Origin of the sequence: Mycobacterium sp. IS-1556 (genome assembly GCF_001499985.1) — a bacterium.
Taxonomy (GTDB): Bacteria; Actinomycetota; Actinomycetes; order Mycobacteriales; family Mycobacteriaceae; genus Mycobacterium.
The window spans coordinates 78,411-92,146 of record NZ_LQIM01000003.1 but is presented as its reverse complement, the minus strand read 5'-3'; the positions used below and the strand labels follow the sequence as shown (position 1 = coordinate 92,146).

Here is a 13,736-nt window from a genome sequence, read left to right as displayed (position 1 = left end):
GTTGAGTCCATGACCGAGGCGCATGGCCAAGCGCCCTCGCCGCCGGACGAGGCGGGTCAGGCCCGCGACCGGGTGCTCACGGTGCCCAACGTGCTCAGCGTGCTGCGCCTGGTGTTGGTGCCGGTCTTCCTCTGGCTGCTGCTGGTCGTGCACGCCAACGCCTGGGCGGTGGCGGTGCTGATGTTCAGCGGGTTCTCCGACTGGGCCGACGGCAAGATCGCGCGGCTGGTCGACAACCAGTCGTCGCGGTTGGGGGAGTTGCTCGACCCGGCCGTCGACCGCATCTACATGCTCGTGGTCCCGATCGCCATGGCGATTCAGGGCTCGCTTCCGTGGTGGATCGTGCTCACGCTGATCGGCCGCGATGCCGTGCTGGCCACGACGCTGCCGTTGCTACGCAGCCGCGGCCTGACCGCGCTGCCGGTCACCTACGTCGGCAAGGCCGCCACGTTCGCGTTGATGTCCGGGCTGCCGCTGATCCTGTTGGGGCAGTGGGACGCGACCTGGAGCCGGGTGGTGCTGGCCATCGGCTGGGCCTTCCTGATCTGGGGCCTGGTGATGTACCTGTGGTCCGGTCTGCTGTACCTGATCCAGGTGGGCATGGTGGTGCGACAGCTGCCGAAGGTGACGCGATGAACGCGCGCGCGACGAGCCCGGACGCCCGATGACGCAGAGCTTCCGCAGAACGCTCGGCGGTTACGACCCGCAGGCGGGCCGCAACGCCCACGAGGCGGACCGACCGACGCTGATCCCGGTCCCGTCGCTGCTGCGGTCGTTGCTGACCGACCACCTCGACCCCGGGTATGCGGCGGCGGCCGAGGCCAAAGCCGCCGGTCGGGTGCGGCCCCGGTGGCAGACGTGGATCTGGCAAGTGGCCGGTGCGTTGCTGCTGGTGGTGGTGTTCGCGGTTGCGATGGCCCAGGCCCGCGCGACCGCCCCGGGCGTCCGCGAGACGCAGCAGGTGCTCGCGGGCAGCGTGCGGACGGCCGAAGCCGACACCGCGGCCATGACGGCCCGCAGGGACACGCTGGCCGCCGAAGTCGACGACGAACGGCGCAACCGCCTCGAAGGCGATGCACGCGGCCAGCAACTGCTGGAACGACTCGACGGGGCGAACTTCGCTGCGGCCGCCACACCCGTGATCGGCCCCGGCCTGACGATCACCATCACCGACCCGGGCGTATCCGCGGACCTCAGCGACGTGTCGAAGGAGCGGGTGCCGGGCAGCCGGCAGGTGATCCTGGACCGCGATCTTCAACTGGTCGTCAACTCGCTGTGGGTCAGCGGCGCCGAAGCGCTGTCGGTGGGCGGTGTGCGGATCGGACCCAATGTGACGGTCCGACAGGCGGGCGGCGGGATCCTGGTCGACAATCAACCGATCAGCAGCCCATACGTCGTCCTCGCGATCGGACCGCCACACGCGATGCAGGGCGTGTTCGACCGCAGCCCCGGCCTGCAACGACTTCGACTGTTGGAGGTCTCCTACGGCGTCGGAGTCAGCGTCAGCACCGGTGACGGGCTCGAACTGCCCGCCGCCTCCGTCCGAGAAATCAACTTCGCCAAGGAGATTGGGCCGTAGACACAGAGATGAAGTCAGACACATGATCGGAATCGCCGCACTGGTCGTCGGCATCGTGCTCGGGCTGGTCTTCCGCCCCGACGTTCCCGACTTCGTCCAGCCGTATCTGCCGATCGCGGTCGTCGCCGCGCTCGACGCCGTCTTCGGCGGGCTGCGAGCGTATCTGGAGCGCATCTTCGACTCGAAGGTGTTCGTGGTGTCGTTCGTGTTCAACGTATTGGTCGCTGCGCTGATCGTCTATGTCGGTGACCAGCTGGGCGTCGGCACCCAGCTGTCGACGGCGATCATCGTCGTGCTCGGGATCCGGATCTTCGGGAACGCAGCCGCGTTGCGGCGCAGGCTATTCGGCGCGTGACGCATGAGTGAGCACACCCCGCAGCACGAGCAGCCGGAGCAGCACGGCCGCCACGAGTTGCCGCCCGATGCGCCCGCACCCGACCTCGACGAGTTGCGAGGAGGGCGGGGCACCCGGTCACAGCTGATCTTTCGGGCGCTGGCGGTGCTGCTCTGTGTCGTGCTCGGCGTGGCGATCGTCACCCAGGTGCGGCAGAACGAATCCGGCGATGCGCTGGAAACCGCCCGGCCCGCCGACCTGTTGGTGCTGCTCGATTCGCTGCAGCAGCGGGAGGCCGCACTCAACACCGAGGTGAGCGACCTGCAGCGCACACTGACGCAGCTGCAGGCGTCCGGCAGCAGCGACCAGGCCGCGGTCGAGAACGCGCAGGCCCGGCTGGCCGCACTGTCCATCCTGATCGGCACCGTGGCCGCGACCGGGCCCGGCGTCACGCTGACCATCACCGACACCGCGCCCGGCGTCCCCGCCGAGACGCTGCTCGACGTGATCAACGAGCTCCGCAACGCCGGCGCCGAGGCCATGGAGATCCGCGGCGGGGGACCGGGTCAACAGACCTCGGTGCGCGTCGGCGTCGACACCTGGGTGGTCGGCGACCCCGGCGCCCTGGTGGTCGACAACTCGCCGATGAAGCCGCCGTATTCCGTTCTGGCCATTGGTGATCCACCCACCCTGGCCGCCGCGATGACCATTCCCGGCGGCGCCATGGACAGCGTCGAACGCGTCGGCGGGACCATGACGGTGCAACAGTCCGACCGGGTCGACGTGACCGCCTTGCGACAACCGAAACAGCGCCAATACGCTCAGCCAGTCAAATGAGGGTCAGTGGCCAACCACGCCGAACGCTGAAGAACGAGGAGCGCCGTGAGCGAAATCCCAGCCGACCTGCACTACACCGAGGAACACGAGTGGGTGCTGCGCACCGGCGACGACACCGTGCGGGTCGGGATAACCGACTATGCGCAGTCGGCGCTGGGGGACGTCGTGTTCGTCCAGCTGCCCGACGTCGGCGCCGAGGTGACGGCCGGCGAGTCGTTCGGCGAGGTGGAGTCCACCAAGTCGGTGTCGGACCTCTACGCTCCCGTCACCGCCAAAGTGGTTGCGGTGAACGGTGATCTGGAGGGGAACCCGCAGCTGGTCAACTCCGACCCCTACGGCGAAGGTTGGCTGGTCGAGTTGCAGACCGACGCCGGCGCATTGGAGGACGCGCTTCGCGGGCTCCTCGATGCCGACGGCTACCGCAGCACGGTGACTGAATGACGGGTTGTTAGGGTTCTGCACACCGGACGCCAACTAGGGGCCGATCCGGCGGTGGTGGGCACAATCACGTCCACTGCGCGGTACGGTCAAATCAGACGCGGTATCGCCACAGCAGCCAGTTAGGAGCAGCGGGTGACGGAAAACGACCGGAATTCTGGGACCGACCAGACGTCTGACGAAGTCACCGTGGAAACGACATCGGTCTTCCGCGCCGACTTCCTCAACGAACTGGACGCCCCGGCGACGGCGGGCACCGAGGGCGCCGTCTCGGGCGTCGAAGGTCTACCTGCCGGTTCGGCGCTGCTGGTCGTCAAGCGTGGGCCGAATGCGGGCTCCCGGTTCCTGCTCGACCAGCCCACCACGTCGGCCGGGCGGCATCCAGACAGCGACATCTTCCTCGACGACGTCACGGTGAGTCGTCGGCACGCCGAGTTCCGGCTCGAGGGCGGCGAGTTCCAGGTGGTCGACGTCGGCAGCCTCAACGGCACCTACGTCAACCGCGAACCCGTGGACTCCGCGGTACTCACCAACGGTGACGAGGTGCAGATCGGCAAGTTCCGCCTGGTGTTCCTGACCGGGCCCAAGAGCGACGACAGCGGTCCGGGCAGCTAAGTGAGCGCGCCCGACACTCCCGCGCTCACTGGGATGTCGATCGGAGCGGTCCTCGATCTGCTGCGACCGGACTTCCCGGACGTGACCATCTCCAAGATCCGGTTCCTGGAGGGCGAAGGCCTGGTCACCCCCGAGCGCACCGCGTCGGGTTATCGGCGGTTCACCGCCTACGACTGCGCGCGCCTGCGGTTCATCCTGACCGCCCAGCGTGACCAGTACCTGCCGTTGAAGGTGATTAAGGCGCAGCTCGACGCGCAGCCCGACGGCGAGCTACCCCAGAGCGGATCCGCCTACGGGGTGCCGCGTCTGGTGCCGGTAGCGGCCGACGGTGATGCCGGGGCGGTTTCGGCGGTGGCGCCGACGCAGGTGCGGCTGTCGCGGGAGGACCTGTTGGCCCGCTCGGGCGTCGACGATGAACTTCTGAGCGCGCTCGTGAAGGCCGGGATCATCACCACCGGACCCGGCGGATTTTTCGACGAGCATTCCGTGGTGATCGCGCAGTGTGCGCGGGCGCTGGCGGATTACGGTGTCGAGGCCCGGCATCTGCGGGCGTTCCGCTCGGCGGCCGACCGGCAGTCCGACCTGATCGCCCAAATCGCCGGACCGATCGTCAAGGCCAACAAGGCCGGCGCCCGCGACCGCGCCGACGACCTGGCGCGTGAGGTGGCGGCGCTGGCGATCACGTTGCACACATCCCTGATCAAGTCCGCGGTGCGCGACGTACTGGATCGCTGAGGATTAGACTCGAAGCGATGGCTAACAGGCTGGCTTCTTCGGCGCGGAGGGCAGACACAGATGGGTGAGGTTCGTGTGGTCGGCATTCGCGTGGAGCAGCCTCAGAACCAGCCGGTCCTGCTGCTGAGGGAGTCCAACGGCGACCGGTATCTGCCGATCTGGATCGGCCAGTCAGAGGCGGCCGCGATAGCGCTCGAACAGCAGGGAGTCGAGCCGGCCCGGCCGCTGACCCACGACCTGATCCGCGATGTCATTGCCGCGCTTGGTCATTCGCTCAAAGAGGTACGCATCGTCGACCTGCAGGAAGGCACCTTCTACGCCGACCTGATCTTCGACCGCGACATCAAGGTTTCGGCGCGGCCGTCGGACTCGGTGGCGATCGCGCTGCGGGTCGGGGTGCCGATCTACGTCGAGGAGGCGGTGCTCGCGGAGGCCGGCCTCATCATCCCCGACGAGAACGACGACGAGGCAGCGGGCGCGGTGCGCGAGGACGAGGTGGAGAAATTCAAGGAGTTTCTCGACAGCGTGTCGCCCGACGACTTCAAGGCGACCTAGCCGGACGACGATCACGCGGCGAGGCACGAGCCGCGTTGAGGAGTCTGGCCATCGGACCTAGCCGGACGACGATCACGCGGCGAGGCTTCCTGGGCTTTTAGTCACGGAAACGTCTCGTCGCTTCGACACGCGGCGCGCGTTTTCCCCATCTACGTTTGGGGCAGCCATACTTTGGTGGCCGGACCACTGATGGGCAGTCGAAGGCACGGCGCAAAGCGTATGCTCGACACACTCGGGCTTGGCAGGATGTGCGCCCACGCAGGTCACAGACGCGGGTTCGATCGGCGAGAGGAATCGAGAAGTGGGAGACACGCCACGTCAGGAGCAGCTGGATCTCACTGCTGCTAGCGGCCCCGCGGATTCGGAACTGACGGCACCTTCGGAATCGACATCAGAACCCGTGCAGGCGGGACTCTTCCCCGACGACTCCGTCCCCGACGAGCTGGTCGGCTATCGGGGGCCGAGCGCCTGCCAGATCGCGGGCATCACCTACCGGCAGCTGGACTACTGGGCGCGGACGTCGCTGGTCGTGCCGTCGATCCGCGGCGCGGCCGGCTCGGGCAGCCAGCGGCTGTACTCGTTCAAGGACATCCTGGTTCTCAAGATCGTCAAGCGGCTGCTCGACACCGGCATCTCGCTGCACAACATCCGCGTCGCCGTGGACCATCTGCGTCAGCGCGGGGTTCGCGATCTGGCCAACATCACGCTGTTCTCCGACGGCACCACGGTTTATGAGTGCACGTCGGCCGAAGAGGTGGTCGACCTGCTGCAGGGCGGCCAGGGTGTGTTCGGCATCGCGGTGTCGGGCGCCATGCGGGAGCTGACCGGCGCGATCGCCGATTTCCCGGGTGAACGGGCCGACGGCGGCGAGTCGATCGCGGCGCCCGAGGACGAGCTGGCCTCCCGCCGCAAGCACCGCGACCGCAAGATCGGCTGACCTTTCCTCTCGCGAACAGGCGCAAACTGCCCTGTTTCGCGGCTTGAAAGGGACAGTCTGCGTCTGTTCGGCGTACAGGTGAGTGTCCAGCTGGGCGTGTAGACGCGCACGGCTAGCGGTAGAATCGCCCGTGCATCGCCCTGGTGCGGGAGAGTTCCGTGACCGCCAGTCACGGACGCCGAAGGAGCAACACCTCTCCGTCAACCTCTCAGGCCCCCGGACCGCGTCAGGCCCCGATGCCTCTGGAAAGCGGTAAGCCCACAGCTATGGGGCGCTTACCCGCCCATGGGGAAAGGCGTTTCTCGCCGCCAGGAAGCGGCGGGCCGGGAAGCGCCGAATCTCTCAGGCGCCCGGTCCGGGTCGACGACAGAGGGAGAGGAACCCACACGGTTTCTCTATGCGACTGGAGCATCCCCCAGTGTTCGATCACCACCAGCACAACTTCGCCGACCGCCACATCGGCCCGGATGCCGATGCGGTCGCGACGATGCTGAAGACCATCGGTGTGGGTTCGCTCGACGAACTCGCCGACAAGGCGCTGCCGTCGGGCATCCTCGACACGCTGTCCGCCGACGGCCTTGCCCCCGGCCTCGACCACTTACCCGCGCCCGCCACCGAGGAGGAGGCGCTGGCCGAACTGCGCTCGCTGGCCACGCTGAACACGGTGGCCGTGTCGATGATCGGACAGGGTTATTTCGACACGCTGCTGCCGCCGGTGTTGCGCCGCAACATCCTTGAGAATCCCGCCTGGTACACGGCGTACACGCCGTATCAGCCGGAGATCAGCCAGGGCCGCCTGGAGGCGCTGCTGAACTTCCAGACCATGGTGACCGACCTGACCGGTCTCGAGGTCGCCAACGCCTCGATGCTCGACGAGGGCACCGCGGCCGCCGAGGCGATGACCCTGATGCACCGGGCCGTGCGTGGTCCGTCGCACCGCCTGGCCGTGGACGCTGACGTGTACCGGCAGACCGCCGCCGTGCTGGCCACCCGCGCCGAGCCGCTGGGCATCGAGCTCGTCAGCGCCGACCTCACACGTGGCCTGCCCGACGGAGACTTCTTCGGCGTCATCGTGCAGTTGCCCGGCGCCAGCGGATGCGTCAACGACTGGACCGCACTGATCGCACAGGCACACGAGCGGGGTGCTCTGGTCGCCGTCGGCGCCGACCTGCTGGCGCTGACGCTGCTCACCCCGCCCGGCGAAGTCGGCGCCGACGTCGCGTTCGGCAGCACCCAGAGGTTCGGCGTACCAATGGGATTCGGCGGACCGCACGCCGGTTACCTGGCCGTGCGCGCCAAACACGCCCGGCAACTGCCCGGCCGCCTGGTCGGGGTGTCCGTAGATGCGGATGGGTCGCCGGCCTACCGCTTGGCCCTACAGACCCGCGAACAGCACATCCGTCGCGACAAGGCGACCAGCAACATCTGCACCGCGCAGGTGCTGTTGGCCGTGATGGCGGCGATGTATGCCAGCTATCACGGCGCAGACGGCCTGACCGGGATCGCCACCCGCGTGCACGAGCGGGCGCGGGCCCTGGCCGCCGGCCTGTCAGCGGCCGGTGTCGACGTCGTGCATCGCGCGTTCTTCGACACGGTGCTGGCTCGAGTGCCCGGGCGGGCGGGTGCGGTGCGTGACGCCGCGAAGGCGCGCGGGATCAACGTCTGGCTGGTCGACGACGATCACGTGTCCGTGTCGTGCGACGAGGCCACCACCGAGGCCCATGTGGCGGCGGTGCTGGCCGCGTTCGGCGCGACACCGGTGGACTCGGCGTTCGACGGGCCACGCATTACGACGCGGACGTCGGAGTTCCTCACCCATGCGGCCTTCACGCGGTATCGCACCGAAACCGAGATGATGCGCTATCTGCGGTCGCTGGCCGACAAGGATATCGCGTTGGACCGCAGCATGATTCCGCTCGGATCGTGCACGATGAAGCTCAACGCGGCCGCGGAGATGGAGCCGATCACCTGGCCGGAGTTCGGCCGGCAGCACCCGTTCGCGCCGGCCTCCGACACCCCCGGGTTGCGCAAGCTGATCGCCGATCTGGAGAAGTGGCTGACCGACATCACCGGCTATGACGCGGTGTCGCTGCAGCCCAACGCCGGCTCGCAGGGCGAATACGCGGGTCTGCTGGCGATCCAGGCTTACCACGCCGAACGCGGCCAGCCGGACCGCGACGTCTGCCTGATCCCATCGAGTGCGCACGGCACCAACGCGGCATCGGCCGCGCTGGCGGGGATGCGGGTCGTGGTGGTGGCGTGCCGGACGAACGGGGACGTCGATCTCGACGACCTGCGGACGAAGGTCGCCGAGCATGCCGATCGGTTGTCGGCGTTGATGATCACCTACCCGTCCACCCACGGCGTCTACGAACACGACATCGCCGACATCTGTGCGGCCGTACACGACGTCGGCGGCCAGGTCTATGTCGACGGCGCCAACCTCAACGCGCTCGTCGGTCTGGCCCGGCCCGGTCGCTTCGGCGGCGACGTCAGCCACCTCAACCTGCACAAGACGTTCTGCATCCCGCACGGCGGCGGTGGACCCGGGGTGGGGCCCGTCGCGGTGCGCGAACACCTCGCGCGCTACCTGCCCGGTCATCCGCTGGCCGGCGAACTCGGGGGCAAGCACGCGGTGTCGGCGGCGCCGTACGGGTCGGCGTCGATCCTGCCGATCACGTGGGCCTACATCCGGATGATGGGGGCCGGTGGGCTGCGTGCGGCGTCGCTGACCGCGATCGCGTCGGCCAACTACGTCGCCCGCCGCCTCGATGAGTACTACCCGGTGCTCTACACCGGCGAGAACGGGATGGTCGCCCACGAGTGCATCCTGGACCTGCGCGCGATCACCAAGCAGACCGGAGTGACCGTCGACGATGTCGCGAAACGGTTGGCGGACTACGGTTTCCACGCTCCGACCATGAGCTTCCCGGTCGCGGGCACGCTGATGGTCGAGCCCACCGAGAGCGAAAGCTTGGCCGAGGTCGACGCGTTCTGCGAGGCGATGATCGCCATCCGCGCCGAGATCGACCAGGTCGGCTCGGGCGAGTGGCCCGTCGACGACAATCCGCTGCGTAATGCGCCGCACACCGCGGAGTCCCTGCTGGTGGCCCAGTGGGACCATCCCTACACCCGCGAGCAGGCCGCCTATCCGCTCGGCAAGAACTTCCGGCCGAAGGTGTGGCCGCCGGTGCGTCGCATCGATGGGGCGTACGGCGACCGCAACCTGATGTGCTCGTGCCCGCCGGTCGCCGCGTTCGCCTAGTTCCCCGTTCCGCCGACTGTGGGCTCAATGCATGCGTCGCCGCAGCAAGCGTGCGGGTAACACCCGTTCGGCGCCCGTTTAGCCCACGAAGTTGGCGATCGCCTCGGTGAGTTCGGGGCCCGCCGAACTCGTCAGATTCTGGTAGTTGCCGCCGCTGGCCTCGGCGACGGCCTGCCAGGTCTCGCGATCGGAGTCGGAGCCGAAGTCGATCACGTTGACGGCTACCGGCCGTGCCGGGTCGAACGCGCCGCGGATGTAGGCCTGCAGACCTTCGCCGTCCAGGCTCTGGTCGGTGTGCGGGCCCGTTGTGATCACCAGGATCGAGTTCTCTTGGCCCTGACGGTAATTCGCCATCGCCTCGGTGTAGACCAGGCGCAGCGTGGTGAACGACACCGCGCCGCCGCCCGATGCGGACTGCTCGTCCAGCGCCGAGGTGAGGGCCGCCGACCGCGGGGCACCGTTGACCTGGTCGGACAACGGTCCGGTGCTCACCTCGGAGCGCCCCTCGGTGCCGTCGAAGGTCCACAGGCCGACTGCCGCCGAGGGCGGCAGCGCCTGCAGCCGGGCTGTCAGCGCGGCGACCACGTTCTCGAGCCGGGACTGGCCGCCCTCGTCGGTGGGCATCGACTGGTCGAGCATGATCGTCACGGCCGGGTTCGCCGCCGGCGCAGTCAGCGCATTGGCAAGCGTCGCCCGCATCTCGTTGTCGCCGACCGACAACGGCGCCGGCAGCGGAGCGAAATCGATGACGTCGCTGTCCGGCGGGGTCGCGCCCTCGGCGCGGAAACCGGCTTTGGAGAGTTCGGCCAACTGCTCGGGTTTGCGCATGAACCGGGCGAATTCGCTGGCCGCGCTCTTCTGTTCCTGCGACAGCCCGTCGCCCTCCAGCAGCACCGTCGGAAAATCGGCGACGGCCGGTGGGCCGGGCGGCAGCCAGGAGGCAACTGTCTTGCCCGCGTCGGGCAACTGGGCGCTGCGCTGGTACAGCTGCTGTTCGGTGGTGATGACGGCGTGCACCGGCGCTGTGGCGGGATCAGCCGCGTTGAGCAGCGCGTCCATCGCGGTCGAGGCCTTCTTGTCCGCCAGCTTCGGCTGATTGGCCACCAGCGTGTTCACCGCTCGCGTGCCGTCGCTCGGCGGCGCACCGGCCGGTGCCGAGGCCGCCGCGACCGCCTCGGCGGCCAGATAAGACGCATCGCTGTCGCCGCTGAGCGGCAGCGACAGGCGAAGGGAACCCCAGCCGGGGAGGTTCAGCTGCTCGAGCGACGCCGGGCTGGCCTGCAGCCGCGGCAGCGTCGACCAGTTCTGTTGTGCGAGAGCGCCCTTGAGTTGCGGCCGCACGGCCAGCAGCACCGGCGAGGTGACCAGCGAGCGGCTGTCGATGATCGTCTGGGCGCCCGCGGAAGCCTCGAGCCGCGCGGCGGACACCGAGCTTCCGGGGATCCACAGGGCCGGCCGATCGCCGAGCTCGGCGGGCCAGGGTCCGATGAACCCGTTGACCACCTGGTCGGATTCGGCCGGTTTGACGCCGATCTTGACGCACCGGTCGGCGACCGGGGCAGCGGTTTCGTTGTAGCGGTCGGCCAGCGTCTGGATGTGCGCGGCGATGGCCGGGTCGGCGACCACCGCGACGGCCAGTTCGCCGTCCACGCAGCGCGCCGCGGCCTGGTCGCTGCGGTCGGACAGCGCGTCCCCGAAGAAACGCCACAGGATGACCGCGCCGACGGCGACGACGACGGCGACGAGCGCGGCGATGACACCGACGCTGACGCCGCGCCTGCCGGCGGTCACCGCGCGATGGCTGCCGGTCCATTCACCGCCCTCCCAGTCGCCGCTGTGCTGCGGGCCCGACCTGGGCCCAATGCCCGGCGGGGGAGCCGAGCCGCTGCCGCTCTGCGACTCGGGATACTCGGGTCCGTCGTAGTCCTCGTAGGCCTCGTAGCCTTCGTAGTCCGACTGGTCCGGGGAGTCGTCCCGGTAGTCGCCCGGGTATTCATCCGAGTGCTCGGGACGATCGTCGGGATAGCCGAACCCCCCGAAGTAGCCCGCACCGCGCTCGGGTTCGGTCCCGCCGAGCCGGTCGAATCGCTCGGTCCGGGACTCGTCGTGTCGGTCCTCACCTGCCGAATCTTCGGGATCCGGTTTGCTGTGCCTGCCCACTTCCGCCCTTACCCGCGACGTCGACCGGTCACCGGATCACGCACCGTCGCTTGCGGCCTTATATTCGCGCCGCCGGCGGTGCAGGATCGGTTCGGTGTAGCCATTCGGCTGCTCGGCGCCGGACAGGATCAACTCCTGCGCGGCCTGGAACGCGATGCTGTGGTCCGGATCCGTTGCCATCGGCTTGAATTCGGGATCCTGCTCGTTCTGTTTGTCGACGACGGCCGCCATCCGCTTGAGGCTCGCGACCACGTCGTCGGGCGTGATCACGCCGTGGCGCAGCCAGTTCGCCAGCAACTGGCTCGAAATCCGAAGTGTGGCACGGTCTTCCATCAGTGCAACATTGTGGATGTCGGGCACCTTCGAGCAGCCGACGCCGGCGTCGATCCAGCGCACCACGTAGCCGAGTATCGACTGGCAGTTGTTGTCGACCTCCTCGCGGATCTCCTCGGGCGCCCAGGCCAGCTCCTTGGCCAGCGGCACGGTCAGCAGCTGGTCGATGCTGGTGCGCTTCTTGCCCTCGAGCTCCTTGTGCACCGCGTAGACGTCGACTTCGTGGTAGTGCATGGCGTGCAGGGTGGCCGCGGTCGGCGAGGGGACCCACGCGGTGGTGGCCCCGGCCTTGGGCTGGCCGATCTTCTGTTCGACCATGTCGGCCATCAGGTCGGTCATCGCCCACATGCCCTTGCCGATCTGGGCCTTGCCGGAGAAGCCGGTCGCAAGCCCGAGGTCGACGTTCTGATCCTCGTAGGCCTGGATCCACTGGGTGCTCTTCATCGCGCCCTTGCGGATCATCGGACCCGCCTCCATCGAGGTGTGGATCTCGTCGCCGGTGCGGTCGAGGAAACCGGTGTTGATGAAGACCACCCGGTCCGCGGCCGCCTTGATGCACGCCTTGAGGTTGACCGTGGTGCGGCGCTCCTCGTCCATGATGCCGATCTTGAGCGTGTTGGCCGGCAGTCCGAGCACGTCCTCGACGCGGCTGAACAGTTCGACGGTGTAGGCCACCTCGTCCGGGCCGTGCATTTTCGGCTTGACGATGTACACCGAGCCGGTCCGGCTGTTGACCAGCGGCCCGTTATCGTCGCCGGACTTGAGGCCGTGCATCGCGATCAAGCTGGTGAACAGCGCGTCCTGGATGCCTTCGAACACCTCTCGGTATTGCTCGCCGTCGGCGCCGTTCACCGTCATGAGGATCGCGTCGTTGGTCATCAGGTGGCCGACGTTGCGCACGAACAGCAGGCTTCGACCGGGCAGCGTCAACTCGCCGCCATCCGGGGTGGTGTAGGTGCGGTCTTCGTTGAGCTTACGGGTGAACGTCTCACCGCCTTTGCTCACCTCTTCGGTGAGATCGCCGCGGTTGAGCCCGAGCCAGTTGCGGTAGCCGAGCACCTTGTCGTCGGCGTCGACCGCGGCCACCGAGTCCTCGAAGTCCATGATCGTGGTGACCGCCGACTCCAGCACCACGTCCTTGATGCCTGCGGCGTCGGTGGAGCCGACGGGGGACTGCGGGTCGACGAGAACCTCGATGTGCAAGCCGTTGTTGCGCAACAGGACCGACCATTGCGGGGAGCCGAGCTCGCCGGTGTAGCCGACGAACTGCTCGGGCGTTGCGAGTCCGACCGAGTTTCCGTCGCCCAGATCGACGAGCAGCTGACCGTCGTCGATCTTCAGTCCGGTGGCCTCACTCCAAGAGCCGGACGCCAGCGGCACGGCACCGTCGAGGAACCGGCGGGCATAGGCGATGACCTTGTCGCCGCGAACCTTGTTGTAGCTGCCGCCCTTCTCGGCGCCGTCGTCCTCGGGGATCACGTCGGTGCCGTAGAGCGCGTCGTAGAGCGAGCCCCACCGAGCGTTCGCGGCGTTCAGCGCGAAGCGGGCGTTGAGGATCGGCACCACCAACTGAGGACCGGCAGTCGTGGTGATCTCGTCGTCGACGCCCGCGGTGGTGACGGTGAAGTCGTCGGGCTCGGGCAGCAGGTACCCGATCTCGGTGAGGAACGCCTTGTACGCCTCGGGGTCGAGCGGCTCGATCACCCGCTGCCGGTGCCACTTGTCGATCCGGGCCTGCAGCTCGTCTCGCCGGGCGAGCAGCTCGTCGTTCTTCGGCGTCAGGTCGGCGACGACCTTGTCCACCCCGGACCAGAAGGTGTCGGGGTCGATATCGGTGCCCGGCAGCGCCTCGTTGTTGACGAAGTCGTACAACACCTGGGCCACGCGCAGGTTCCCAACCGTCACGCGATCGGTCATCATTCCTCCCTCAAGCTGTCGAACCAGCTTA

Annotated in this window: 12 protein-coding genes and 1 riboswitch; of the genes, 10 read left to right on the top strand and 2 right to left on the bottom strand. The window is 68.2% G+C overall.

Going from position 1 to position 13,736, the window contains the following annotated elements; translation table 11 throughout:
• Positions 1–9: 9 nt before the first annotated feature.
• From AU187_RS04405 to gcvP, 10 genes are all read left to right on the top strand, one after another.
• Positions 10–636 carry a CDP-alcohol phosphatidyltransferase family protein gene (locus tag AU187_RS04405; protein WP_059098559.1) on the top strand — a complete coding sequence of 209 codons (627 nt, stop codon included), beginning with the start codon at positions 10–12 and terminating at the stop codon, positions 634–636.
• A 28-nt stretch (positions 637–664) separates the two neighbouring features.
• Positions 665–1,579 (top strand): DUF881 domain-containing protein, encoded by a 915-nt coding sequence (locus AU187_RS04400; RefSeq protein WP_059098558.1) that lies wholly within the window; start codon positions 665–667, stop codon positions 1,577–1,579.
• A gap of 22 nt (positions 1,580–1,601) precedes the next feature.
• Positions 1,602–1,934 (top strand): small basic family protein, encoded by a 333-nt coding sequence (locus AU187_RS04395; RefSeq protein ID WP_059098557.1) that lies wholly within the window; start codon positions 1,602–1,604, stop codon positions 1,932–1,934.
• A 3-nt stretch (positions 1,935–1,937) separates the two neighbouring features.
• Positions 1,938–2,750 carry a DUF881 domain-containing protein gene (locus AU187_RS04390; RefSeq protein ID WP_059098556.1) on the top strand — a complete coding sequence of 271 codons (813 nt, stop codon included), beginning with the start codon at positions 1,938–1,940 and terminating at the stop codon, positions 2,748–2,750.
• 45 nt (positions 2,751–2,795) lie between these two features.
• A complete protein-coding gene (gene gcvH / locus AU187_RS04385; RefSeq protein ID WP_059098555.1) occupies positions 2,796–3,191 on the top strand; it encodes a glycine cleavage system protein GcvH in 396 nt (131 codons plus the stop codon).
• A 132-nt stretch (positions 3,192–3,323) separates the two neighbouring features.
• Positions 3,324–3,803 carry a glycogen accumulation regulator GarA gene (gene garA, locus AU187_RS04380; RefSeq protein WP_059098554.1) on the top strand — a complete coding sequence of 160 codons (480 nt, stop codon included), beginning with the start codon at positions 3,324–3,326 and terminating at the stop codon, positions 3,801–3,803.
• On the top strand, positions 3,804–4,538 hold the full coding sequence (gene ftsR / locus AU187_RS04375; RefSeq protein WP_059156953.1) for a transcriptional regulator FtsR: 735 nt from the start codon (positions 3,804–3,806) through the stop codon (positions 4,536–4,538). It begins immediately after the preceding gene.
• A 60-nt stretch (positions 4,539–4,598) separates the two neighbouring features.
• Positions 4,599–5,093, top strand: a complete 495-nt coding sequence (locus AU187_RS04370; RefSeq protein WP_059098552.1) for a bifunctional nuclease family protein — start codon at positions 4,599–4,601, stop codon at positions 5,091–5,093.
• A 301-nt stretch (positions 5,094–5,394) separates the two neighbouring features.
• Positions 5,395–6,030: a MerR family transcriptional regulator gene (locus AU187_RS04365; protein ID WP_059098551.1), complete on the top strand. Its 636-nt coding sequence runs from the start codon at positions 5,395–5,397 to the stop codon at positions 6,028–6,030.
• A 136-nt stretch (positions 6,031–6,166) separates the two neighbouring features.
• Positions 6,167–6,264: riboswitch (glycine riboswitch) on the top strand.
• A 163-nt stretch (positions 6,265–6,427) separates the two neighbouring features.
• Positions 6,428–9,295 carry an aminomethyl-transferring glycine dehydrogenase gene (gcvP, locus tag AU187_RS04360; protein WP_059098550.1) on the top strand — a complete coding sequence of 956 codons (2,868 nt, stop codon included), beginning with the start codon at positions 6,428–6,430 and terminating at the stop codon, positions 9,293–9,295.
• 78 nt (positions 9,296–9,373) lie between these two features.
• Here gcvP and AU187_RS04355 read toward each other — a convergent pair whose 3' ends face one another.
• Positions 9,374–11,455: a substrate-binding domain-containing protein gene (locus AU187_RS04355; protein WP_059156952.1), complete on the bottom strand. Its 2,082-nt coding sequence runs from the start codon at positions 11,453–11,455 to the stop codon at positions 9,374–9,376.
• 36 nt (positions 11,456–11,491) lie between these two features.
• Positions 11,492–13,705 (bottom strand): malate synthase G, encoded by a 2,214-nt coding sequence (locus tag AU187_RS04350; RefSeq protein WP_059098660.1) that lies wholly within the window; start codon positions 13,703–13,705, stop codon positions 11,492–11,494.
• Positions 13,706–13,736 lie beyond the last annotated feature (31 nt).